23 protein-coding genes and 1 pseudogene are annotated in these 23,687 nt (G+C 66.6%); 11 read left to right on the top strand and 13 right to left on the bottom strand.

Annotation, left to right across the window (positions count from 1 at the left end):
• Positions 1–46: 46 nt before the first annotated feature.
• From ACHMXB_RS14015 to ACHMXB_RS14005, 3 genes are read right to left on the bottom strand one after another with little or no spacing between them, the layout of a single operon-like run.
• On the bottom strand, positions 47–370 hold the full coding sequence (locus ACHMXB_RS14015) for a DUF6221 family protein (RefSeq protein WP_395399194.1): 324 nt from the start codon (positions 368–370) through the stop codon (positions 47–49).
• A 39-nt stretch (positions 371–409) separates the two neighbouring features.
• Entirely contained in the window at positions 410–1,369 is a 960-nt protein-coding gene (locus tag ACHMXB_RS14010) for an NUDIX domain-containing protein (protein WP_395399192.1), read from the bottom strand.
• Positions 1,366–3,207, bottom strand: a complete 1,842-nt coding sequence (locus tag ACHMXB_RS14005) for an ABC transporter ATP-binding protein (protein ID WP_395399190.1) — start codon at positions 3,205–3,207, stop codon at positions 1,366–1,368. Before ACHMXB_RS14005 ends, ACHMXB_RS14010 begins: the two co-directional genes overlap by 4 nt.
• A gap of 265 nt (positions 3,208–3,472) precedes the next feature.
• On the opposite strand from ACHMXB_RS14005, the gene ACHMXB_RS14000 reads away from it, so the two are divergent.
• On the top strand, positions 3,473–3,832 hold the full coding sequence (locus ACHMXB_RS14000) for a hypothetical protein (RefSeq protein ID WP_395399188.1): 360 nt from the start codon (positions 3,473–3,475) through the stop codon (positions 3,830–3,832).
• Positions 3,833–3,870: 38 nt separating this feature from the next.
• Here ACHMXB_RS14000 and ACHMXB_RS13995 read toward each other — a convergent pair whose 3' ends face one another.
• On the bottom strand, positions 3,871–5,736 hold the full coding sequence (locus tag ACHMXB_RS13995; protein ID WP_395399186.1) for a Na+/H+ antiporter: 1,866 nt from the start codon (positions 5,734–5,736) through the stop codon (positions 3,871–3,873).
• A gap of 66 nt (positions 5,737–5,802) precedes the next feature.
• Complete coding sequence (locus tag ACHMXB_RS13990; protein ID WP_395399184.1) at positions 5,803–5,964, bottom strand: hypothetical protein; 162 nt, start codon at positions 5,962–5,964, stop codon at positions 5,803–5,805.
• 275 nt (positions 5,965–6,239) lie between these two features.
• Here ACHMXB_RS13990 and ACHMXB_RS13985 point away from each other — a divergent pair, with 275 nt between their 5' ends.
• The gene (locus tag ACHMXB_RS13985) at positions 6,240–6,851 is read left to right on the top strand and encodes an NADPH-dependent FMN reductase (RefSeq protein WP_102974145.1); all 612 of its coding nucleotides are present in this window, start codon (positions 6,240–6,242) and stop codon (positions 6,849–6,851) included.
• Between the two features lie 125 nt (positions 6,852–6,976).
• Here the strand turns inward: ACHMXB_RS13985 and ACHMXB_RS13980 are convergent, their stop codons facing one another.
• The 3 genes from ACHMXB_RS13980 to ACHMXB_RS13970 all read right to left on the bottom strand — a co-directional run bounded on the left by ACHMXB_RS13980 (position 6,977) and on the right by ACHMXB_RS13970 (position 11,236).
• Positions 6,977–8,536: a carboxyl transferase domain-containing protein gene (locus tag ACHMXB_RS13980; RefSeq protein WP_395399182.1), complete on the bottom strand. Its 1,560-nt coding sequence runs from the start codon at positions 8,534–8,536 to the stop codon at positions 6,977–6,979.
• A gap of 2 nt (positions 8,537–8,538) precedes the next feature.
• Positions 8,539–9,780: a CaiB/BaiF CoA transferase family protein gene (locus tag ACHMXB_RS13975; RefSeq protein WP_395399180.1), complete on the bottom strand. Its 1,242-nt coding sequence runs from the start codon at positions 9,778–9,780 to the stop codon at positions 8,539–8,541.
• 67 nt (positions 9,781–9,847) lie between these two features.
• Positions 9,848–11,236 (bottom strand): SLC13 family permease, encoded by a 1,389-nt coding sequence (locus tag ACHMXB_RS13970; RefSeq protein ID WP_395399178.1) that lies wholly within the window; start codon positions 11,234–11,236, stop codon positions 9,848–9,850.
• Between the two features lie 128 nt (positions 11,237–11,364).
• On the opposite strand from ACHMXB_RS13970, the gene ACHMXB_RS13965 reads away from it, so the two are divergent.
• The 5 genes and pseudogenes from ACHMXB_RS13965 to ACHMXB_RS13945 all read left to right on the top strand — a co-directional run bounded on the left by ACHMXB_RS13965 (position 11,365) and on the right by ACHMXB_RS13945 (position 17,269).
• Positions 11,365–12,066 carry a FadR/GntR family transcriptional regulator gene (locus tag ACHMXB_RS13965; protein WP_395399176.1) on the top strand — a complete coding sequence of 234 codons (702 nt, stop codon included), beginning with the start codon at positions 11,365–11,367 and terminating at the stop codon, positions 12,064–12,066.
• 4 nt (positions 12,067–12,070) lie between these two features.
• A pseudogene (locus ACHMXB_RS13960) lies at positions 12,071–12,801 on the top strand (glutamine amidotransferase).
• A 303-nt stretch (positions 12,802–13,104) separates the two neighbouring features.
• A complete protein-coding gene (locus tag ACHMXB_RS13955) occupies positions 13,105–13,503 on the top strand; it encodes a cupin domain-containing protein (RefSeq protein ID WP_190609091.1) in 399 nt (132 codons plus the stop codon).
• A 182-nt stretch (positions 13,504–13,685) separates the two neighbouring features.
• Positions 13,686–14,702 carry a magnesium and cobalt transport protein CorA gene (locus ACHMXB_RS13950; RefSeq protein ID WP_395399174.1) on the top strand — a complete coding sequence of 339 codons (1,017 nt, stop codon included), beginning with the start codon at positions 13,686–13,688 and terminating at the stop codon, positions 14,700–14,702.
• 503 nt (positions 14,703–15,205) lie between these two features.
• Positions 15,206–17,269: an Ig-like domain-containing protein gene (locus ACHMXB_RS13945; RefSeq protein WP_395399172.1), complete on the top strand. Its 2,064-nt coding sequence runs from the start codon at positions 15,206–15,208 to the stop codon at positions 17,267–17,269.
• Positions 17,270–17,382: 113 nt separating this feature from the next.
• On the opposite strand, the gene ACHMXB_RS13940 is transcribed toward ACHMXB_RS13945, so the two are convergent.
• Positions 17,383–17,919: a hypothetical protein gene (locus ACHMXB_RS13940; protein WP_395399170.1), complete on the bottom strand. Its 537-nt coding sequence runs from the start codon at positions 17,917–17,919 to the stop codon at positions 17,383–17,385.
• Between the two features lie 307 nt (positions 17,920–18,226).
• The gene (locus tag ACHMXB_RS13935) at positions 18,227–19,063 is read right to left on the bottom strand and encodes an alpha/beta fold hydrolase (protein WP_395399168.1); all 837 of its coding nucleotides are present in this window, start codon (positions 19,061–19,063) and stop codon (positions 18,227–18,229) included.
• A gap of 142 nt (positions 19,064–19,205) precedes the next feature.
• On the opposite strand from ACHMXB_RS13935, the gene ACHMXB_RS13930 reads away from it, so the two are divergent.
• Genes ACHMXB_RS13930 through ACHMXB_RS13920 form a run of 3 tightly spaced genes read left to right on the top strand, consistent with a single transcriptional unit; the run spans position 19,206 to position 21,329 of the window.
• Positions 19,206–20,240 carry an LLM class flavin-dependent oxidoreductase gene (locus ACHMXB_RS13930; RefSeq protein ID WP_395399166.1) on the top strand — a complete coding sequence of 345 codons (1,035 nt, stop codon included), beginning with the start codon at positions 19,206–19,208 and terminating at the stop codon, positions 20,238–20,240.
• Positions 20,241–20,280: 40 nt separating this feature from the next.
• Positions 20,281–21,030, top strand: a complete 750-nt coding sequence (locus ACHMXB_RS13925; RefSeq protein WP_395399164.1) for a hypothetical protein — start codon at positions 20,281–20,283, stop codon at positions 21,028–21,030.
• A 53-nt stretch (positions 21,031–21,083) separates the two neighbouring features.
• Positions 21,084–21,329, top strand: a complete 246-nt coding sequence (locus tag ACHMXB_RS13920) for a hypothetical protein (protein ID WP_395399162.1) — start codon at positions 21,084–21,086, stop codon at positions 21,327–21,329.
• Here ACHMXB_RS13920 and ACHMXB_RS13915 read toward each other — a convergent pair whose 3' ends face one another.
• The 3 genes from ACHMXB_RS13915 to ACHMXB_RS13905 form a co-directional block, all read right to left on the bottom strand.
• Complete coding sequence (locus ACHMXB_RS13915) at positions 21,330–21,995, bottom strand: nucleoside/nucleotide kinase family protein (RefSeq protein WP_395399160.1); 666 nt, start codon at positions 21,993–21,995, stop codon at positions 21,330–21,332.
• A gap of 54 nt (positions 21,996–22,049) precedes the next feature.
• Entirely contained in the window at positions 22,050–22,523 is a 474-nt protein-coding gene (locus tag ACHMXB_RS13910) for a sensor histidine kinase (protein WP_395399158.1), read from the bottom strand.
• 153 nt (positions 22,524–22,676) lie between these two features.
• Positions 22,677–22,913: a hypothetical protein gene (locus ACHMXB_RS13905; RefSeq protein WP_395399156.1), complete on the bottom strand. Its 237-nt coding sequence runs from the start codon at positions 22,911–22,913 to the stop codon at positions 22,677–22,679.
• A gap of 154 nt (positions 22,914–23,067) precedes the next feature.
• Between ACHMXB_RS13905 and ACHMXB_RS13900 the strand changes: the two genes are divergently transcribed.
• Complete coding sequence (locus tag ACHMXB_RS13900; protein ID WP_395399154.1) at positions 23,068–23,682, top strand: TetR/AcrR family transcriptional regulator; 615 nt, start codon at positions 23,068–23,070, stop codon at positions 23,680–23,682.
• The last annotated feature ends 5 nt before the right edge of the window (positions 23,683–23,687 follow it).

The following is a 23,687-nucleotide window of genomic DNA, read 5'->3' as shown; positions in this document are numbered from 1 at the left end:
CGCCCTGTCTGCGCCCTGCGGCGGCGTGCTGCCTACGGCGTGCTGCCTACGCGGACCATAGCCAGTCCCGGTTGAAGTCGGGATGGTCACTGTACGGGACCGCCAGCGCATTGAGCGACAGCGTGGTCCATTCCAGCGCCTGCGGAATCCACTCGGTCTCGTCGCCGAAGGGATCACTCACGAGCGTGGCCAGGGCGGTCTGCCTGGCTGCCTCAACGATGCCGATCAGGCGCCGCTTGGCTTCACACTCCAGCAGCAGGCGGCGTTCGTACCACTTGCCCGATTCCGACGTCGTGTGGTCGCCGAGCAGCTTGCGCGCCACGGCCTCATCTTCGGCAATGCGCGCGGACAGGAATTCCACAATGTCCACTGTCTGAGATTACGCCCGCCGCAATGCCGGCACACGGTGCTAGACAGCGGTGCGAAGGTCCGCAGCGGGGCTGAGGTCCAATGCCGTGCTGAGGTCTGCCGGGGACAGCGGCAGGTAGTAGGCGGAACGGTAGCGGGTGCGGTCGCCGGTCACCACCCATGCCGATCCCTTTCGGACGCGGAAGCGCTTGGTCAGGACCGTCCGGTCGTGATGGATGAGGTGGGTCAGGACATTTGCCATGACGTCCTCATGCGTGCACAGGACCGTTCCTGTCCCGCGGGCTTGAGCGACGAGGTCCAGCGTTGCCGCCAGCCCGCCGCCGGTCAGGTGGTCTGAACGCTCCACTTCGAGGGCCTCCTGCCGCGCAAGTTCGGCGACGGTTTCCACACAGCGGTCCGAAGGTGCGGCGACAATGCGCTCGATGGCAAACATGGCTCCCAGCGCGGCCAGCGACCTGGCAGCGTGCTCGCCGGCCGGCGCCAGCGGCCGGCTGCCTGCTGCCGGGTCCCACTGGTCCCGCTTCGTCATTTCGGCCCCGCGGACCAGCAATAGCATTTTTTCCCGCTTGGGTGCCGGACGGACGCCCAGCTCAAGCTGGAGCCGGCTGCCCAATGCAATGATGGCGGGCCTGTCCCGCGGCTCGGTCACCGTGTGCAAGGCCGCCGGCAGCGAAAGCCACCTGACGGCGTCGACCTCCTCATTGGCGGTGAAATGGCCTGACTCTACCGCGGCAGCCCAGTAACGGATGGTCTTGACCCTGTGCTTGCTGTCCTCGTAGCGGATGCTGGGCAGTTCCGCGCCCAGCCGGCAGTGCAGTCCCGTTTCCTCCCGCACTTCACGTTCCGCGCATTCGCGGCCGGTTTCGCCGGGATCCGCCTTGCCTTTGGGGATGGACCAGTCACCGTGGGCCGGCCGGTGGATCAGGAGCACTTCAAGGGCGCCCTTTTTTCCGATCCGCCAGGGCAGTGCACCGTACGTGGGGGCCTTCGTCTTGCTCATGCGCTTGTCTCCGTCTGAAGGTTGCCGCTGTCGGCAGGAACCAGGGTGAGGGCCGGGGCGTCTTTGGCATGCTGCAGACTGTCCAGCCGGCTGTACAGGCCCCCGGACGCGGCGAGTTCGGCGTGCCGGCCGCTTTCCACGATCCGCCCTTGGTCCAGCACGTAGATGCAGTCGGCCCGTTTGAGCGTGGAGAGCCGGTGCGCGATGACGATCACCGTGCGCCCCGCCATCAGCCTCTCCAGGCCCCGCATGACGTATTGCTCCGAGATGGCGTCCAGGCCGGACGTCGGTTCGTCGAGGATGACGATGGGGGTGTCCCGGACCAGCGCCCGGGCAATGGCGATGCGCTGGCGCTGGCCGCCCGAAAGTGTGACGCCCCGTTCTGCCACGGGGGTGTCGTATCCGAGGGGCAGGTTGCGGACGAACTCATCCACGTGGGCTGCCTCGGCCGCGGCCAGCACCTGCTCCCTGCTGGCACCTTCCGAGCCGTAGGCGATGTTGTCGTAGATGGTCCCGCGGAACAGGATCGATTCCTGCAGCACGATGGATATCTGCCTGCGCAGGGTTGCCACCTGCAGGTCCCGCACATCGATGCCGTCCAGGAGAACTTCCCCTTCGTCGGCATCGTAGAGCCGCGGAATCAAGCTGACGACGGACGACTTGCCGGCGCCGGTCGGGCCCGTGATCGCCACGACGCTGCCGGGCGCGGCCTTGAGGTCAATCCCGTGCAACACATGCCGGTCCCCCTGGTAGCCGAAGCTCACGGAGCGCAGTTCCACTGAACCGGCCAGCGGCGGGGCAGGCCGTGCGCCGGGCAGGTCCGAGATGGCCGGTGCGGTGTCCAGGATTTCCTGGATGCGCTCGGCGCTGGCCTGGCCGCGGCTGATGACGGTGGTGAGTTTGGCCAGGGCCTTCATGGGGGAATACATGGCCTTAAGGTAGGCGATGAAGACCAGGAGCAGGCCGAGTGTCAGGGTCCCGTCCATCACCCGCTGGGCGCCGATCCAGAGGACCAGCACCGTGCCCAGGGTCGCGATGACGTCGACCAGAGGCGAGAACATGGACTGCAGCCGGATGACCCTCAGGCCGGCGTCCCGCCGTCCGTCATTCCGGGTGCGGAAGTCCTCCTCGTGGCGGGCCTCGCTGGTGTAGGTCTGCATCACCCGGACCGAGGCAAACGTTTCTGACATTGTGGCCGCGATGTCGCTGTCCCTCTTGCGGGCCTCCTTTGACGCGCCCTTGATGCGGCGCCGGTAGAAGAGGACCGTGATGAACAGCAGTGGTGCCACCGCCAGGCCGATCAGTGCAAAGGTCGGGTCAATCAGCACGCAGATCGTAATGACAAACCCCAGAATGAAGATGTTGGGCAGCAGAACGGCCAGGATCGACACCATGAGCGCCCGCACGTAGTCGACGTCCGTCGTGGTGCGGGTCACCAGGTCGCCCAGCCGCTGCTTGTCGTGGAAAGCCAGCGACAGCCGCTGCAGATGGGTGAAAACTTCGGCCCGAATGGTGGCCATGGCCTTTTCACCAACGCCGTTGAGCAGGCGCGTACCGAGGTAATCCGCTCCCGCGTTGAGCACTGTCATGGCGAGGAGGGCCGACGCGGCGAGCAGGAGCAGCTGGAGCTGACTCAGGCCGGCCAGGCCGAGGAACGCGGGCATCTCGTGGACGCGGGAACTGCCCGTCGGCTGCAGCACGTCGTCGACGATGACCTTCATGGGCCAGGGCAGGGCCACTTCCATGGCGGCGACGAACACCACCAGCAGCGCGCCTCCTACTAACGCCCAGACATGCGGGGCTATCGCCCCGCGGAACCGCCAAAAGGTTTGAAACATCTCTCCCCCTCAGAACCGGCGGCCGCGGGCACTGCCGAACGGTTGCGTTGGGCGATGCTCTGAGACCGGCCAGGGTTGATCCCTGGTCCGCCCCACTATTGCCTAAGGAGCTTTGGGAAAACCCTGCCGGAGCTTGGGGAAAACCTGCTGGCAGTTTGGAGCCCGACGGCGGTCGCACCGTTTGGGGGGCTTACATCCGGGCTTTCACGGACTACCGTTTGCAAGTAGAGGCTATTCAAGCCTGCCCGGCGGCAAAGGAGACCCCATGGGTGACGTGTGGATCCGCACGATCAGCCATAGCCTGGTGCGGGCCGACAGGGTAACGGAGATCGCCTCGTCCCGCGGTTCGGTTCATGAGGAGCGCGGGTACTCGATCAAAGCGGTGGCCGAGGGCAAGGCCTATATCCTCGTCGACAACAGCGACTTCGAGGGCACGGCTGACTCAAGATTCGGGCATGCAAGCCGCATGCAGGCGGCACTGCTGCTCGCCATAGACGCGGCAAGCACTGCCGCCGCGGCCATGGTGATCAGTTACGAAGAGCACGGGGAACGCTGGGTCCTCACCCCGGCGTCGGACATTGCAGGCGTGTCTGTGCCGGCTGCGCCGATGGCGGCCAGCACCTAAACGGATACCGCGAGGTCGTAATCGGCGCCGACGGCGGCCTACCCGAGCAGGTCGTCCTCGTAGCACCACCGCCAGTCCTCGCCCGGTTCGATGCTGCGCATGACCGGGTGTCCGGTCGCCTTGAAATGCCGGGATGCGTGGGTAGCGGGCGAGGAATCACAGCAGGCCACATTCCCGCACTCCAGGCACATCCGCAGGTGAACCGTGACGGTGCCTTCGCGGACACACGCGTCACAGCGTGCGTCGCTGGGAACCTCGGGATCGGGTGCGGCCTCCAGATGCCCGCAGTCGCCGCCCGGCCTGGCGACGGCGCGGGAGCCGGAAACATCGGCCTCCTCGATGACGGCGTCAAGCATCGACTCTTCGACGTCGAGCCGCTCCAGGACGTTGCTCAGCACATCGTGGGCGTAGTTTCCGCCGCTCCTGAGTTCGAGGACCTTCGCCCGCTCCGCCTCGAGCATGGCGAGCCGAAGCTGGGCATAGCGCTGGCTGGGAGTGGCGGCCTCCGCCGTCGGCCTGCCCAAACGTTCCCACGCCGCCAGCCCGCGTTCCAGCGTCCGCCGCTTGAGCATGGCCACCACTTCCGGAGGGTCATCGTCGGTCCGCAGTTCGTACAGCCGCTCCACTCCGGCCGCCGTGGCCTGCTGCGTCAGCGAGGCCTGGGCGAGTGCGTCTTCGCCCGCATCGGGTCCCTCCACGCGGAGCAGCCGCACCAGGGCCGGCAGCGTGAACCCCTGCAGCGCCAGGGTGCCGGCCACCACCACCATCGCCGCAAGGATCAGCACTGTGCGGTGCTCCAGGTCCTTGGGCAGCGTGAGGGCTGCGGCGAGCGTCACCACGCCGCGCATGCCGGCCCAGGAGATGATGGCCGGGTACTGCCAAGGCGGTGAGGGGTCCTTCCGCGCCACGGCCGGGATAAGCCTGGGCAGGTAGGTGGCCGGAAACACCCAGACCGGCCGCAGCAGGAGCACGGCCAGCAGGATCACCGCGCAGCCCGCCCAGATTCTGGCAGCGCCCAGGGAGTCGTCCTGGACGCCCTCGATGATGGTCCGCACCTGCAGGCCGATGAGGAGGAACACCGAGTTTTCCAGCAGGAACTGAACCGTTTCCCAGTTGCTCCGCTGGCTCTGCCGGGCGGCCCCGTTAGGCATGGAAGGCGCCTTGGTGCCCATGATCAGGCCGGTGACCACCACGGCCAGGACACCCGACGCGTGGATCGCCTCCGCGGGCAGGTACGCCACAAATGGAGCCATCAGCGACGTTGAGGTGTTGATGGCAACGTTGCGGATCCGCAGGCGCAACTGGGTGAGGACGTAGGCTGCGGCCAGTCCCACCACCAGCCCGCCGCCGGCGGCCAGCAGGAAGTCTGCGCCGATCTCCACTACGGACACTGCACCGGCGAGGGCGGCGACGGCCGCACGCAGGCACACCAGGGCGGTTGCGTCGTTGACCAGCGATTCGCCTTCCAGGATGCTGACAATCCTGCGCGGCATTCCCACCTTGCGGGCAATGGCCGTGGCGGCCACCGCATCCGGCGGCGCCACCACGGCAGCGAGCGCTACGGCCGCGGCGAGCGGTATCTCCGGGAACAGCCACCAGACCACCAGGCCGACGGCGACAGTTCCGAAGATGACGTAGCCCACCGAGAGCAGCCCGATGGCCCGCTTGTTGGAGCGGAAGTCGTACAGCGATGTCTGCAGGGCAGCCGCATACAAGAGCGGCGGCAACAGCCCCACGAGGACCAGTTCAGGGTTGAGGTCGACGCGGGGCACGAACGGAAGGAAGGAACCGGCCACCCCGGCGAGCACCAGAAGCAGCGGGACCGACACATCCAGCTTGCGGCCCAGCGCGCTGACCGCGCACACCACGGCAGCGAGCGCCAGCAACCCCAGGGCGACGTCCATGCGGCTATTCTCTCAACCGATTCTCATAACCGACGCAGGCTGACCGATGGCGGGCGGGGACTTCCGTCAGGATGTCTCCGCACGCTTGGGCGCAGGCTCTGCGACGTCGTCTGCACCTTCCGCCGGATCCTGCGAATGCATGCGGATATCGGTGGGGTCTGCCGTTTCATCCCCTTCGGCGGGGGCCTCGCTGTGGATGCGCTGCAGCGGCTCCGGGATCTCGCTCATGACTTCCGCTCCTCTGTTGCGGTTGTGTGCTGTGGGCCATCGCTTACGTTCATCTAGCTACTGCGCCAGTCAGCCTGTCAAGGACTGGCGTCTGTGCTCTGGCCGGGGATGGTGTTCTGTGTTGAACTGTGGGGACGCCCTGGTTGAACTGTGGGGACGCCCTGGTTGAACTGCTGGGGTTGCACCCGAAATGCCCCGCGGCTGCCAGCCGCTGCACTGCCCTTTGCACCGTCAACCCAGCCGGCCCGCACCGGCTGTTGGGAAGGAACACCACCATGGCAACGCACAAGATCGGCTATTTCGTTGGGAGCCTCGCCAGCGGCTCCATCAACCGCACGCTCTCCCAGGCACTCATCAAGCTCGCCCCCGGGGACCTTGAATTCACCGAGATCCCCATCAAGGACCTCCCGCTGTACAGCTACGACTACGACGCCGATTTTCCGCCCGAAGGCCGTGCGCTCAAGGAGGCCATTGAAGGCTCGGACGGCATCCTCTTTGTCTCCCCGGAATACAACCGCTCCATTCCCGGTGCGCTGAAGAACGCCATCGACTGGGGCTCCCGTCCCTGGGGCACCAACTCGTTCGCCCGCAAGCCCACCGGCATTATCGGCGCCTCGCCCGGGAGCATCGGCACAGCGGTGATGCAGTCCTCCATGCGGGCCGTGCTGAGCTTCCTCGACGCCCCGCAGCTCAATGCCCCCGAGGCGTACGTGAAGTTCAACCCGGACGTGTTCGGCAGCGACGGCGAGGTCAAGGACGAATCCACCGCGGCCTTCCTGCGCCACTACATGGAGGAGTACTGCGCCTTCGTCCAGCGTGTCCTGGCGGCCAATGCGCCGGGCCACATTGGCGATCCGGAACCCGACACCCAGAAGCTCTCCCGCTGAGTCCCGAATTTTTGTCCAGATAATGGCCACTCGGAGGCTCCGAAGCCCCATTATCTGGACAAAAACTCCTAGTGGAAGCGGGGACTAGAGGAGGGAGTGGCCTTCTGGGGGAGGGGAGTGGACTTCTAGAGCGGGAGGGGGACGAGGCCTCCGAGGTTGCGGTACTTTTCGAGCCGCTGCGGGAGGAGTTCGGCCACCCCGGCCGCTGAGAGCGCGGCCAGCTCGTACTCGATCGCCTGCCCCAGGCGCTGGCAGAACGCCCTGCCCTCGTGTGCGGCGTCGGGCCGTTCGTCCACTATGTGCTCCACCATGCCGTGGGCCTGGAGTGAGGCGACGTTGACGCCCTGCGCCTCGGACATGGCCGGGGCGAACTCGGTGCTGCGGTGCACGATGGCGCTCGCGCCCTCGGGCGGCAGCGGGGACAGCCAGGCGTGCTGGGCCGCGATGGTGCGGTCGGCCGGGAACAGAGCCAGTGCCCCGCCGCCCGTGCCCTGGCCCATCAGGACGGACACCGTGGGTGAGTTCAGGCCGATGAGGTCGTGGAGGGACCGTGCGATTTCGCCGGCCAGGCCGCCTTCTTCGGCCTCCTTGGAAAGGGCCGCGCCGCCGGTGTCGATGACCGTCACCAGGGGCAGCCCGAGTTCCTCGGCCAGCCGCATGCCGCGGCGGGCTTCCCGCAGCGACGCCGGGCCCATGGCGGTCTGCTGGGAGGGCCGGGGCCGGGTGTGCCCGATGACCACGCAGGATTTCTGGCCGAAGCGGGCCAGTGCCAGCAGCAGTCCGGGGTCCTTTTCGCCTTGCCCGGTGCCGTTGAGCGGAAGCACGTCGCGCGCGCCGTAGGCGAGCAGTTGGCGCAGGTCCGGGCGGCGCGGGTTCCGGGAGATTTCAATCGATTCCCAGGCTCCGGCGTCGGACGGTTTCACGGACAGCGTCCGCGGCGGCCGGATCTGCGCGGGCGGGCCGGCCACCAGGATGCTCAGGGCGCGGTCGACGACGTCGGACAGCTGCCACGGCGGGACCACCGCGTCGACGAGGCCCTTGTCGAAGAGGTTCTCGGCCACCTGGACGTTCTCCGGAAAGGGGGAACCGTAGAGCGCCTCGTAGACCCGCGGCCCGAGGAATCCGAGGAGGGAGCCGGGTTCGGCCACGGTTATGTGCCCCAGGGAGCCCCAGGAGGCCATAACCCCGCCGGTGGTGGGGTGCCGGAGGTAGACGAGGTAGGGCAGGCCGGCCTGCCGGTGCGCCCGGACCGCGGCGCTGATCTTCACCATGGACAGGAACGCGATGGTGCCCTCCTGCATGCGGGTGCCGCCGGAGGCCGGACCGGCCAGGAGCGGAAGCCCTTCCCGGGTGGCGCGTTCGACGGCGTTCACGATCCGTTCGGCTGCGGCGAGGCCGATGGAGCCGGCGAGGAAGCGGAACTCGCTGACGATGACGGCTACCCGGCGGCCGCGGATGAGGCCCTCGCCGGTGAGGACCGATTCGTCGACGCCGGACTTCTCCCGGGCAGCTGCCAGCTCCTTGCGGTATTCCGGGCTGGGATCCGGGTCCACCACCGGGGAGTCCCAGGACTGGTAGGAGCCGGGATCGAGCACGGCGGCGATGAGTTCGGCAGCATCAAGGTGCCGGACTTTCTGGCCTGTGCCCCACTTCTGACCTGTGCCCAGATTCTGACCCGTGCCCATGCTCAGCGGCCTTCGCCGGCGGAGGCGGCGGCAGCGGCGGCGTCGGCCGGGACAAGCCCCAGCCACTGCCGGATCTGATCGCCGTCCTGGTCCAGCAGCGGCGGTGCAGTGTGGTCCTTCAGTGTGGTTTCAGCGGTGTCCGCGGCGCTGAAGAAGCGCAGCGGCGGCCCGGGCAGGGTGACGTTGCCGAGGATCTTGTGGTCGACGTCGATCACCAAGCCCTGGGAGTGGACCTGCTCCCACTCATACACCTCGTCCAGGGTGCGGACCTTGCCGGCCGGGATCCCGGCGTCGTTCAGTTTCGCGAGCAGCGGCTCCGCCTCGTAATCGGCGAAGACGCGCTCCACCTCCTCGATGACCTTTTCCCGGTTCCGGACGCGCTCGGCGTTGGACGCGAACTCCGGACGGTCCGCCTCGATGCCGAACGCGGATGCGAACGTGCGCCAGAGCTTTTCGCTGCCCACGCTGATCTGCACGCGGCCCTGCCGGCAGTGGAACAGGCCGTACGGCGCGATGGACGGATGGTGGTTGCCCTGCGCCTTGGGGACCTCGCCGGCGACGGTGGCGCGGGTGCCCTGGAACGCGTGCACACCGATGAGGGCGGCGAGCAGCGAGGTCCGCACGATCTGCCCCTGGCCGGTGCGTTCGCGCTGCAGCAGTGCCGCCAGCGTGCCGAACGCCCCGTACATGCCCGAAAGCAGGTCCGCGATGGGCACGCCCACCCGCTGCGGATCGTCCGGGCCGGAACCGGTCAGGGACATCAGCCCGGCCTCGCCCTGCAGGATCTGGTCGTAGCCGCTGCGGCGCGATTCGGGGCCGTCGTGGCCGAAACCGGTGATGGACAGGATCACCAGGGCAGGGTTCAGCGCGTGCATCTCCGCCGCGGAGAACCCGAGCCGGTCCAGCACGCCGGGGCGGAAGTTTTCGATGACGACGTCGGCGCGTTCGAGCAGTTCGCGCAGTACTGTCCGCCCGTCGTCGCTCTTCAGGTCCAGGGCGATGGATTCCTTGTTGCGGTTGCAGGAGAGGAAGTACGTGGCCTGGGGATCGTCTTCGGGGCCGACGAACGGCGGCCCCCAGCCGCGCGTGTCGTCTCCGGTGCCGGGGTTCTCAACCTTGATGACCCGTGCGCCGAGGTCCGCGAGCATCATGCCGGCGTGCGGTCCGGCCAGGGCGCGGCTCAGGTCCACCACAAGGTAGCCGGCGAGGGGCCCTTCGGGCTGGGGCGTGGATTCATGGCTCATGCGGGGTGTTCCTTCTCTTGCTGGGAGGGGCTGCTGGTGCTGGTCCCGGGCATTTACGTCCGGGCGGCTACATCCAGCCGGGGAGGACCATGACCAGCCAGGCGATGGCGGGGCCGGCGACGACGACGATGCCGCTGTAGGCCAGGATCTGCTTGTAGAACTTGTCCTTGTCCACGTCCTCGGGGGCGTTGGCGAGTACCAGTGCACCGTTGGTGGAGAACGGCGAGACGTCCACGATGGTGGCGGCGACGGCCAGTGCCGCGATCACGCCGACGGCACCGATTTCGCCGCTGGACAGGAACGGGACGGCCAGCGGGATGAGCGCGGCCAGGATGGCGGTGGAGGAGGCGAAGGCCGAGACAATGGCGCCGATGTAGCAGATCAGCAGGGCCGCGAGCAGGGGCATCCCGAGGTGGGCGACGCCGTCAGAGACGAACTTGATGGTGCCGGCTTCCTCGAGGACGCCCACGAAGGTGAGCATGCCGCAGATGAGCAGGACAGTGGACCAGCTGATCTTGTTGATGGCGCCCTTCTGGGCGGCGGGTGAGACGAGGGCCAGGACCATGGCGATGGTGATGGAGACGAAGCCGACGTCCACCTTGAAGCCCAGCGAGATGACGGCCAGGGCGATCAGGCCGGCGATGGTGACCAGCTGCGGAACCGTGGCGCGGGCGCCGCCGGCGTCGGCGGACTTGGCGGCAGAAGAGGAACCGGACGTTCCTTTGGCTGCGACGCCGGAGGAGGAGATGTCCGTGCCGGAGCCTCTCAGGGTGGCACCGGCGGCGCGGGCGCCGACACTGACGGCCATCCTGGAGTCGGCGGCCTGTTCAACGAGCCGGCCGGTCTTGGTGGAGAGCAGTTTGCTGCCACCCAGGACGATGAAGAGCACCACCGCGATGGCGAGGTTGAAGATGAAGCTGGCGAGGAAAATCGCCATCGGGCTGGCTTCCAGGTCCGTCTTGGCGATGATGCCGTTGACCGTGACGCCGTAGACGGCGATCGGGGAGAAGCCGCCGGCCTGTGCTCCGTGGATCACCATCATGCCCATCATCAGCGGGTTGATTTTGTGCTTTGCGGCGAAGCTCAGTGCGATCGGGGCGATGATCGCGACGGCGGCGGGGGACAGGGCGCCGACGGCGGTGATGACCGCCGTGATGGCGAACATGACCCAGGGAATGAGCGCCACCTTGCTGCCCACCATTCGGACCGCGCCGCGGACCAGCAGGTCGATGGTTCCGTTGTTTTGGGCGATCGCGAAGAGATAGGTGACCCCGACAATCGTCAGGAACAGGCCGCCGGGAAAGTTGGCCAGAATGTCGCTGGTGGACATTCCGAGCACCACCGAGCCCAGCAGGAACGCGCCTACAAAAGCCAGGGCGCCCATGTTGAGGGGCAGCACCGTGGCCAGCAGGAACATCACCGCCAGGATGATGATGGAGAGGACAGGAGCGGACATCGTTGTGCCTCCGGGGTAAGAGTGGATGTGATGTGGCTTACAAGCTCACTGGCCTAGCCTCCTAGACACTAGGTGACTTTGTCAATACTCCTCCGCTAAGCTGGACCCACATCGCCGGAAGGACGCGCATGCCAAGGAAGACAGCTACGCAACAGATTTCCCGTGTCGCCCGGCCCCGGCTCTACGAACAGCTCGTGGAGCAGCTCATGGATTTCATCGAGTCTGCGCAGCTGGGGCCCGGGGACACCCTTCCCGCCGAGCGGGACCTGGCCGAGCGGCTGGGCGTTTCCCGGGCCACGCTGGCCCAGGCGCTGGTGGCCCTGGAAGTCCTGGGCGTGATCGATGTCCAGCACGGGACCGGGGCGGTGCTTGTCTACCGGCCCAACGTTCCCTCAGTGCTCAAGGGACTGCGCGAGCACCGTAGCCGCCTTCCCGAGATCGTCGAGGCCCGCAGCACACTCGAGGTCAAGCTGGCCGAGCTTGCTGCCGAGCGCCGCACCGAGGAGGACATGCAGGCAATCGACAAAGCCCTGGACGTCATGGCCGAAGAGGTGGCCTCGGGCGCTAAAGGGGCCCACGGTGACGAGCTGTTCCACCAGGCCATCACCGCCGCCGCGCACTCCGGCGTGCTCGCCCAGCTCATGACCTTCATCGCCGAGATGATCCTCGAAACGCGGCTCGAATCGCTGGGACAGCCCGGCCGGCCGGAGCAGTCGCTGGCATCCCACCGCAAAATTGCGGACGCCATCCGAGCCCAGGATTCGGGGGCCGCCGCGGCGGCGATGCTGGACCACATCACCCTCGTGTCCGACGTCGCCCTGCTGAAGTAAGCACGTGAAGCCGTTTCTGCTGCTCGCCTCGCGGGCCGAGGACATCGCCGCGGACGATGAATACGAGTCGTATCTTCGCTTTTGCGGGCTGGAGCCGCACCAGCTCAAGCGGATCCGAATGGAGCGTGCGCCCCTGCCGGAGCTGGACCTGGACGACTATTCCGGCATCATCGTGGGCGGCAGCCCGTTCACCTCGAGCGATCCTCCCGATAAGAAGACCGAAGTCCAGCACCGCGTGGAGCGCGAACTGTCAGGGCTGCTGGACCGGATCGTGGCGGAGGACTTCCCGTTCTTCGGCGCCTGCTATGGCGTTGGTACCCTTGGCCTGCACCAGGGCGCCGTGATCGACCGGACCTACGGCGAGCAATTGGGCGGCGTGACCATCAGCCTGAGCCCGGAGGGCCTGCAGGATCCGCTGCTCGCCGGCCTTCCCGCGCAGTTCACCGCGTTCACCGGCCACAAGGAAGGGTGCACGGTACTGCCCGCGCACGCGGTGCTGCTGGCGAGCTCCGCCGCCTGCCCGGTGCACATGTTCCGGATCAAGCAGAACCTGTACGCCACGCAGTTCCATCCCGAACTCGACGCCGAAGGCCTGGTGACCAGGATCGACATCTACCGCCACGCCGGATACTTCCCGCCCGAATCGGCCGGGAGTTGATGGCGGAAGCCCGGACGTACACGGCCACCGAACCGATGAAGATCCTGCGGAATTTCGTGAAACTCTACGGCCGGTAACCTCGGGCCGGGTGCACATCGGGGTCATGGACATCCGGGCCGAGAACCTGCCGGACGACGCCGAATACTGTGGCCTGCCGGCCGCCGTCGAATTCCCATTGACTTCGGCCTGCAGAGGTCTACGGTTGAACTACGTCAACATGTGATCTGTTGCGTGCGCGTGTGTGGCGAGGGGAAGCCACACCAAAAAGATGCGGCTGTTGTGCTGTCACGTTCGGCGCCAGCCCGCACCTCGCCAGCGTGGCGTTTCGCCCGGAAACCGCCTTCAAATTTCAGGTCTCTACCAATCTGCAGGTAACCTACATGACCGCCAATTTCATTACTGCCCTTGCCGTCAAATCCTTCGATGAACCGGACAAGAAGAGGTGCCCGGACAAAGCCGAGGTGGACTTGGTCAGCGTCAACGACTTCTCCGTTGCCCGGCTGATCCTCGCCCCCGGCTGGCGCTGGTCCGAATGCACCAAGCCCACGGAACAAACGCCCTTCTGCCAGCACAACCACCTCGGGTTCTGCCTCTCCGGTGTCATGGAGGTGGAGACACCTGAGGGTGCCCGCTCCTTCATCCGCGCCAATGACACGTATGCGATTCCTCCGGGCCACGATGAGTGGGTGGTGGGTTCCGAGCCGTTCGTGGCCGTTGAGTTCCTCGGCGCGGCATCGTTCGGGCGGCCGGTCAGCCGCGGCCTCCACGCCCGAATCTGACCCGGCCACTCTGAACCCAGCACATGGGCCGCCAGCAGCAGAGCCGGCGGCCCCTTGTTGCGCGGGCAATGCTGGTGCTTGGTGCGCTCGCAAGGCTGGTGCGCGGCCCCTTATTGGCACCGGGTTCCGCAAGGGATAACGTCACTGCCATGGGATGCCGTTCCAGCTGAGGAGGCGCCGCTGTGGCCATCATCGACAACGCAGTGTACGTGGATGGGCACCGGACGGAGGATCCCGAAGGGCTCGAGGAAACATACTTCCTGCTGCGGCAACGCGAGGGCATGGCCTGGATCGGGCTCTACCGGCCGGACCCGCGCGAACTGCGGTCAGTGGCGGACGAATTCGACCTGAGCCCGCTTGCGGTTGAGGACGCGCTGACCGGGCACCAGCGCGCCAAGCTTGAGCACTACGGCGAAACGCTCTTCCTGGTCCTGCGCCCGGCGCGGTATCTCGACGACGTCGAAAAGGTGGAGTTCGGCGAGATCCATGTTTTTGCCGGACCGGACTTCGTGGTTACGGTCCGCCGGGCGGAGTCACCGGACCTGGCGCGGGTGCGCCGGCGCATGGAATCGCAGCCGGAGTTCCTTGCCCTGGGTCCCGACGCCGTGCTGTACGCCATCCTGGACCAGGTGGTTGATGAGTACGAGCCGGTTGCGGCAGGCCTGGAAAACGACATCGACGAGATCGAGGACGAACTGTTCGGCGCGGACCCGGAGGTGTCCCGCCGCATCTACGAGCTGTCCCGCCAGGTCATCAGCGTGCAGCGCGCCACTGGGCCTCTGGCCGGAATTCTGCAGGCACTGGTCACCGGAACGCCGGACCACCACCCCGGCCCCGAACTCCAGGACCACCTCCGCGATGTGCTGGACCACGTCCTGCGGCTCAATGACCGGATCGCGTCCTTCCGGGCACTGCTGCAGAACGCACTCGCGGTCAATGCGGCCCTTGTTGCTCAGCGCCAGAACGACGAGATGCGCCGCCTCACCGAGTCCAGCTTTGCTCAGAGCGAGCAGGTCAAGAGGATCTCTTCCTGGGCGGCCATCCTCTTCGCCCCCACGCTCATCGGCACCATTTACGGAATGAACTTCCATACGATGCCTGAACTGGACTGGATCTTCGGCTATCCCATGGCGCTGGGGCTGATGATCGGCATGGGGCTGGTTCTGTACGCCACGTTCAAGCACAACAACTGGATCTAGAACCAACCGCGTCCCCGTCGACACCCCATTTGGGTGGGAACACCGCAGGCGGGGCAACTTTTCCAAGGTTTCCAGAAGCAGCGGGCCCAACAATTGCGGTGTTCCACTCCCGTTGCGGCAGGGGAGCGGAACCCTGAATTTGATCGTGGGTGCCGGCCGGCAGGCCAGCGGCGCGGAAAGTTCGGGGTTCCGCGTCCCTGGGGATCAGCAGACCTGCGGCTCCGGCCGCAGGTCTGCACCAACGGCGTCGCAGTGGGTGGCGCAGGAGTTCCGCAAGCACAGGATTTCGCCAGTTTTAGCGCAGCTTTCGAAGCTTCGCCGAAGCTTCGGGCCAGCAGTGGGGTAGCGGCGGGCCGCGGAAAATACACTGGAATCAGCCTTCCTCTGGCTTTCCCTGCCGGCCCTCAGCTCGTTCGAAGGAGCCCAAAATTCGCGCTTCGACTGTTCTCCGCCCTGCCCTGGCTGCGCTGCTGCTGACGGCCCTGGCCGCCCCCATCGCCGGAGTGCCAGCCGGTGCTGCCGCCTCGGAAACCGGGGCGGCAGCACCGGCTGCCCGCTACATCGTGCGCTACTCCGCCGGGACCGACGTTTCCTCGGCCGTGCGGAACCTGCGCTCGCGGAACATCGCCGTCGGACGCACCTTCGCCAAGGCCATCCGCGGCGCCGTGGTGACGGCAACGCCAGGTCAGGCATCGGAACTAAAGCGCTCGGCGGGAGTTGCCGCCGTCGAACTCGATGCCCCGGTGACGGCCGCCGACACCCAGCAGTCCGCAACGTGGGGCCTGGACCGGATTGACCAGCGCGCGCTGCCGCTGTCCGGGACCTACACCCCTGCGTCTTCAGGCGCCGGCGTGAGCGCTTACGTGGTTGACTCCGGCGTGCTGTCAGCGCACGCGGAGTTCGGCGGCCGCGTTGCCTCGGGCTGGTCGGCGATCTCGGACGGACTGGGCACCGGGGACTGCAACGGCCACGGCACGCACGTTGCCGGCACCATCGCGGGAAAGACCTACGGCGTGGCCAAGGCGGCCACCGTGGTCCCCGTCCGCGTGCTGGACTGCAGCGGTTCAGGATTCAACTCGGACGTCATCGCCGGGCTGGAGTGGGTCGCTGCCAACCACCAGGCGGGCGCCCCGGCAGTGGCCAACCTGAGCCTCGGCAGCACCACCAGCGCCATCGTGGACGCCGCGGTGCAGGGCATCATCAACGACGGCGTCACCGCAGTGGTCGCGGCCGGAAACTCCGCCGCCGATGCGTGCAACAGCTCCCCGGCCCGCCTTGCCGGCGCGCTGACCGTTGCCGCGAGCGACTCCGCGGACAAGCAGGCGGCCTTCTCCAACTACGGCAGCTGCGTCGACCTGTACGCGCCGGGCGTGGCCATCAAGTCCGCTAGCCCTGCCTCGACCACAGCGACAGCCCTCATGAGCGGCACCTCGATGGCGTCCCCGCACGCGGCGGGCGCCGCAGCCGAGGTGCTGTCCCGGTCGCCCGGACTGACGCCGGCGGACGTGGCGGCAAAGCTGCTTTCCGCCGCCACCTCCGGTGCGGTCTCCGCAGCCACCGCGGGAACACCGAACCGGCTGCTGTTCACCGACCCTTCCGCCGCGGTCCTCACCGCGCCGTCCGTGTCCGCGCTCAGCCCCGCGGCCAATTCCACAGGCGCCGCCGTGGGAGCCAACGTCAGCGCTACATTCAGTTCGGCTGTCCAGGGCGTGGCCAACTCGACCTTCGTCCTTCGGAACGCCGCCGGCGCAACGGTGCCCGCGGCCGTCAGCTACGACGCCGCCACGCGTACGGCAACGCTGAACCCTGAGGGCCTGCTCAATGCATCGCAGAAATACACGGCGACGCTGACCGGAGGATCCTCGGCCATCAGGGACGCCGCAGGCACGCCCTTCGTGACGGGCAGCTGGACCTTCACCACCGCCGCGGCTCCCACGGTCACGGCACGCACACCCGGTTCGAATGGCACCGCCGTTGCCGCCGGAAGCAACATCTCCGCCACCTTCAGCACGGCTGTGCAAGGTATTACCGGCAGCAGCTTCCTCCTGAAGAACACGGCCGGGACCCTGGTGCCGGCCACCGTCACCTACAACTCCACCACCCGTACCGCCACCCTGGATCCGACCGCCAGCCTCGCCAATGACGCCAAATACACGGTGACGCTCACCGGCGAAGCCGCTGCCATCCGGGACGCCGCAGGCACCCCGCTGGCCACCACGAGCTGGACGTTCACCACCGGCCCGGCCCCGGCCATCACGGCCATGACGCCGCGCCCGGGCGCCACACTGGTGCGGCGTGCCAGCAACATCGCGGTGACCTTCAGCGAGGCTATCCAGGGTGCCGGTTCGGGCACCGTCACGCTGAAGAATGCCGCCACCGGCGCCAAGGTGACGGCCACCGTTTCCCGCAACGGCAGCACCAACCAGTGGATCCTGAACCCCTCCGCGACCCTCGCCGCGCGTACCGCTTATGCGGTTACTGTGACCGGAGGCGTCGCCGCTGTCCGCGACCTGGCGGGCAACCCGCTGAAGTCTGCTGGCTGGACGTTCACCACCGGTTCCCTCTGAACCGGGGCAGAACCTGAGCGACAAGAAAACAGAGGCCGACGGCGGCACCGAAGCGCCGCCGTCGGCGTTATTCAATTGCTAGAACTTACGCAATTGAACTACTTACGACCCTGCTAGTACCCACGTCCCTTGTCGAGATCAATGCGAGCGTAGGCGCGGTCAGAGTCCGACTTCCATGTCCAGTGGTTGTAGCGGTCCTTGTCCTTAAACTGGATCTTGACGGTGTGGGACACCTTGACGTCCTTGTCGCCGCGGTCGGCGTGTACTTTTGCCTTATCGCTGAAGTACTTGTCTCCGTGCACCCAAACCCAGCCGTGGTCACGCTTGAGGGCGTCTTCCTTCTTTCCGTGGCCCTGGAACATCTTGTGGTCGAAGTACACCATGGTGCGCTTGTCGCAGTGGATCTTGAACTTGAACTCGACCTTAACGGACTTGCCGTAGTCCTTATCCCGGTTGCCGTAGTCAGCCTTCTTTGGCGTGTACGCCGTGACCGAACAGTTGTCTTTCTTGCCGTAGTCATGCGACGGCGCTGCGCTGGCTGCTCCAGCGAAGGCGACGGGGCCGGCCAGAAGTCCCAAGGAAACAGTCGAAACCAACGCGAGCTTGGCTGCGACGGGATGCCGCGGCGATGTTGGTGAGGTGATGGTCATTATTTTTTGCTCCTGCCTAGGATGCACATTCATATAGGTTCGGGCAGGACTAGCCGATCACGGGGCGCGTGGAGACCTATCAACCACTCTTGCCACTTTATGATCGTCCACCGGTAATGGCCGGCGGGCTGGGAGCCGGGTTCCCCTCAAGGGAAGTGTCCGGATCCGGTATTCCAAAGTGTACCTCCGGAAGTGCGTGTCAACACTGATTTACGGAAACTGTCAACCTAGAGCGGTTGTATCCGGCATTGAAGGGCAGCCGACGGCGGGCGGTCCCGGCGCCGGCTGCCCCTCCTTTTGCGGCGGGTTATTTGCGCAGGAAGCCGAGCAGGGCCTCGTTGACCTCGGCTCCGTGGGTCCAGAGCAGGCCGTGCGGGGCGCCTTCGATTTCCACGTAGTCGGCCTCCGGAAGAGCCTTGGTGAACTGCCGGCCGGTGGCGTCAACCGGCAGGATGTTGTCCGCCGTCCCATGCACGATCAGGGCCGGGACATCGATCTTCGGGATATCGGCGCGGAAGTCGGTGATCCACGTGGGCTGGGCGGCCACCGAGGCAAATGCGCCCGAGCTGGCGGCGAGGTTCCAGCTGGCCCTGACGGACTCCTCGCTGAGGCGTGGGGTTCCCAGGAAGGTGTCGCTGTTGTAGAAGTTCTTGAAGAACTCGGTGAAGAAGGCGTAGCGGTCCGCTGTGACTGCCTCGGCAAGGCCATCGAAGACCGACTGAGGCACCCCGGTGGGGTTGTCGTCAGTCTGCAGGAGGTAGGGCTCAAGCGATCCCAGGAAAGCAGCCTTGGACACGCGGGCCGACCCGAACGTGGAGAGGTACCGGGCCACCTCACCTGTTCCCATCGAGAAGCCCACCAGCACCGCGTCGTTGAGGTCCAGGGTAGTGAGGACGGTGTTGAGGTCGCCCGCGAAGGTGTCGTAGTCGTAGCCGGTGGTGGGCTTGCTGGACTTTCCGAAACCGCGCCGGTCGTACGTAATGACGCGGTAACCGGCGTCGAGCAGGGCGGCGGTTTGCTTCTCCCAGGAGGATCCATCCAGGGGATAGCCGTGGATGAGGACAACAGCCTGTCCGGTTCCGTGGTCCTCGTAGTAGAGCTCGATGTCGGTGCTGTTTTCCTGTCCAACGGTGATGAAAGCCATGTCTACATTCCCTTCGGTCTCGCGAGAACGGACGTCCTCAAGCGCTGATACCAACCTATCGGGATCGCGGACCGGTGCGCAGGCCCTGTCACAGGGCGTAGCCTGCAGGAATGGCAGCGGAGACCGGGATGTTGTGAACGGCATGAAACGAATTGGCTTCCTGTCCTTCGGCCACTGGGGACCGGTGCAGGGTTCCCGCACAAGGACCGCGCGGGACGCGCTGCTGCAGGGGATTGAGCTGGCCGTGGCCGCGGAGGAGCTTGGCATTGATGGCGCGTTTTTCCGCGTGCACCATTTCGCGCGTCAACAGGCCTCACCGTTCCCGCTGCTCGCGGCGGCCGCAGCACGCACCAGCCGCATCGAGCTCGGCACCGCGGTCATTGACATGCGCTATGAGAACCCGCTGTACATGGCGGAGGAGGCTGCAGCCACGGACCTCATCAGCGGCGGGCGGCTCCAGCTCGGCATCAGCCGCGGGTCACCCGAGCCCGCACGCAACGGCGCGGGGGCATTCGGCTATGTGCCGCGCGACGGCGAGACCGACGCCGACATGGCGCGCCGGCACGCCGAGGAGTTCCGGCGGGCCATAGCCGGCGCCGGCGTGGTGGAGGCCGACCCGCGGTACGCCGGGGGAGCCGCCGGGCTGCTCCCGGTCCAGCCCCGGTCCGAGGGGCTGCCCGATCGGATCTGGTGGGGCGCCGGGACCCGGAAAACGGCGGTCTGGGCGGCCGAGCAGGGGATGAACCTGATGAGCTCCACCCTGCTGACCGAGGATACCGGGGTGCCGTTCCACGAGCTCCAGGCGGAGCAGATCGCGATGTTCCGCGGGGCGTGGGCGGCTGCCGGGCACGGCCATGAGCCGCGTGTTTCGGTCAGCCGCAGCGTCCTGCCGCTGGCCGACGACGAGGACCGGCAGTACTTTGGCCTGAGCGCCCTCCGCGAAGGCAGGGACCAGGTGGGCGCCCTCGACGGCACCCTTTCCCGCTTCGGCAAAAGCTATATCGGCGAGCCGGATGTCATAGCCCGGGAACTCGCGGCCGACACCGCGGTGCAGGCTGCGGACACGCTCCTGCTCACCGTCCCCAACCAGCTTGGTGTGGAGTACAACGCCAAGCTGCTGGGAAACATCGCCCGCCATGTGGCCCCGGCGCTGGGATGGGCACCCGTGCGGGCGTAATCTACTGGCATCGGACGGTTCCTCCCGAAGGGCGGCTGCCATGGACACGCATCACGTTCCTGCGGGCCAAAATCACGACGACGGCCAGAGTCAGGACGGCGGCGAGAATTACGACGGCGGCCGGAGCCCCCGGCGGCTGGCCGCGGTCCTGCTCGTGGCCGGCGTCGCAGTGTCCTTTGCCGCCGGGGACCTGCACCCGGAAGGGGCGAACGCGAACGACCACGCTGCAGCGTTCGCCGAGTACGCCCGCAGCAATCTTTGGATTGGCGTGCACCTGGGGCAGTTTGCGGGAATGGCAGCCCTGATTGCCGGACTGCTGGTGCTGGGGTCTGTGGCTGGCGGAGCGTCTGGGCGTTCCTACTGGACGGCGCGGCTCGGCACCTGGGCCGCGGCCGCCGCGCTTGCCCTCTATGGTGCACTTCAGGCGGTGGACGGTGTGGCTTTGAAGCACTCCGTGGATGCCTGGGCTGCCGCCAAGGGGGCCGAGAAGGCCGTTCGCTTTGCGGCCGCGGAAGACACGCGCTGGCTCGAGTGGGGGATGCGCAGCTACCAGAGCTTCGTGCTGGGTGCGGCCCTGATCCTGATTGGCATCGCGGTTGGCATTTCGCGTGGCTTCCCGCGTCCGGTGGGCTATCTCATGGGACTGTCCGAGGTCGCGTACCTGGCCCAAGGCTGGATCATCGGAGCCGAAGGCTTTTCCAGCAGCAACACCGTGCCCACACTGGCGGGCATTGCGCTCATCCTGGTCTGGACGGTCTGGCTCCTGGCAAGCTCGCTGCGCAGATCCTAGGCCCGGTGCCTAGACTGGGACGCGACCGGCATTTCCCAGCGAGAGGCAGTGGCATGACCGACAGCAAGCGCAACGCGGAAGAGCCCAATGACCTTCGGGGCCCCGGCGACCCGGACGCCGTCGAACAGGAGCAGCCCCATCCCGAGGCGGGCACGGCACGCAACATCCGTGAGGAACAGATGACACAGCCGGGCGGAACAGTGCCCGCCAGCTACGTGGGCAGTGGAGCGCCGGAGGGCGAACACAAACCGGAAGAGGCTGCGGGCGAATCCGGCATGTGGGACGCCGGGGACAGGTAGCTAAAGCCAGGGGATGATCCTGTCGGCGCGGGAACGCGTGGCTTCGATCAGGCGCGCGTTAGCCGCGTCCGGGCCGCTGGCCCAGGCCTCCGCCGCAGCGCGGTCCATGCCAAAGAGCATGTGCCGTTCAACCAGCCTGGCAAGGCGCAGGTCATGCGGTGTGTCGATGAACCAGACCTCGTCCAACTGCGCCCGCACCTGCTGCCAGCGCGGGTCGTCGCTGAGCAGGTAATTGCCCTCAGTGATGATGACGGGGAGGGCGGCCGGGACGGCCAGCGATGCGGCCACGGGCTCATCGATCGTGCGCCGGAAGTCCGGCGCGTAAACGACGTCCTCGTCCCGGCGCGCAAGCCGCTGCAGGAGCGAAAGGTAACCCCCGACGTCGAACGTGTCCGGTGCCCCCTTGCGCTGCCGCAGGGGAGTGCCGTCAATGATGGCGTTGCCCAGGTGGAAACCATCCATGGGCACCACAAGGGCGGACTCGGGGCCGAGGGCGTCGGCCAGGCAGGCCGAGAAGGTGGATTTGCCGGACCCCGGGGAACCGGCCACGCCGAGGAGAATCCGCCTCCCGGTGCTCAGCCGGCTGCGCAGTCCGGCGACGGCCTGCTGGATTTCGGCGGATTCGAAAGCCTGGACGGCGCGGGGCTCAGCGTTCGGCAGGGTCATGTACAGCATCCTAGGCGAGGCCCGGGATGCAGGCGTGCCGCGCTGCGCTGCGGTTCAGTCGAGCGGAATGGTGATGGTGATGGCCGTGCCGGTGCCCGGAGCCGTGGTGATGTCCACGGTCCCGCCCGCTTCCTGGACCGCCTGCGAGATGGTCCTGAGTCCGTGGCCGTTGGTTTGTCCAGCTGCCGGCGGAACCGTTTCGAAGCCGGTGCCGTTGTCCGCGACCATGAGGCGGATGCCGTGGAATACGGCGGCAAGCCGGACAGTGACATCGGTGGCGTGCGCATGCTTGAACGTGTTGCTCAGCACCTCCTGGGCGGACTGGTACAGCAGCGACGCGGAGCCGGACGAGATCTCGACGCCGTGGTGGGGAGTCTCCCAGCGGACGCAGGTGCCCTGGCGGCGCAAGGGGACCGTGAGCCTGTCGATGCAGCCGGCGAGCCCCAGCCGGTAAAAGTCCAGCGGCTCACGGTCGGTGATGACCCCGCCGACTTGGACGACTTCCTCGAGAGTTGCTGACTGGTTCATGGCGCCCCCCGCTTCCTAGCGGTCCTAGTTGCATGCTTTCCCTGGAAAGATCGCTCCTCCAGGGGCTGATGCTTAAGGGTGGCGCGGGCCCATCAGGGTTCCCGCAGGGTTACCCGGGGATCCAATCAAGTTTCCGCAAGGTCTTGCGCGCAGCTACTGGGCCAGCATCCAGGGCTGCATAGCCTGCTGCGGATAGGTGACGGCGTCGGCTGCGTCCAGAACCTCCAGCGCAGTCATGTGCGCGGCCGCTGCTACTTCGCGGATCGGCAGGCCATGGGTTACGGCTACCGCAACTGCATTCTGTAGGGTTGCCGCCGCGGGGTCATGTTCCACTTTTGCGGATTCCAGCGTCGCCACGGCTTCTTCCACCGCGCGGATGTCCTCTTCCATCGTTACCCTCCTGTTTCTGCCCCATTGCAGCGACGCCTACGGTCCGAACCTGGCCCTGTTACCAGGAAGCCGTGCCCAGGCGAGGAGTCATGTTCCTAAAACAATAAGACAGACAGGTCTGTCTCTACCAGTCCCAAGGTACACTGATTCTCTGATGAGTGCTCCTGATGCAACCGGGGATGCCTTGCTGCCTCAAGAGGTGCGTACCGGCCATAGTGAACCAGTGGACCGGATCCTTGCCACCGCCTACGAACTTTTTTCCCACCGCGGCGTCCGCGACGTCGGAATCAATGAGCTGATCGAGCGGTCCGGCGTCGCCAAATCCACCTTCTACCGCCACTTCCCCTCCAAAGACGCGCTGGTACTGGCTTTCCTCGCACTCCGCGACCAGGTTTGGACCGTGGACCTGATTGTCTCCGAGGCGAGGCGCAGGGGCACCACCCCCGAAGGGCGGCTCCTGGCCATTTTTGACGTCTTCGGTGACTGGTTCCAGCGTGACGATTTTGAGGCGTGCACCTTCATCAATGTCCTCCTGGAGATGGGCCCGGAGCATCCGCTTGGCGAGGCCAGCATCGGCTACCTCGCCAGAATCCGCGGGCACATCCAGGCGCTCGCCGAGGAGGCGGGACTCGAACGCCCTGACGAATTCGCCCGTTCCTGGCACATCCTGATGAAGGGCTCCATTATCTCCGCAACGGAAGGCGACTTCCTCGCTTCCAAACGGGCGCAGCAGATGGCAGGCTGGCTGATCGGGCACCACCGGAGCTGACACTG

This window comes from Arthrobacter sp. UC242_113 (genome assembly GCF_044054585.1).
Taxonomy (GTDB): domain Bacteria; phylum Actinomycetota; class Actinomycetes; order Actinomycetales; family Micrococcaceae; genus Arthrobacter.
Note: the sequence above shows the minus strand (reverse complement) of the source record. Positions and strands in the feature narration are given on the sequence as shown.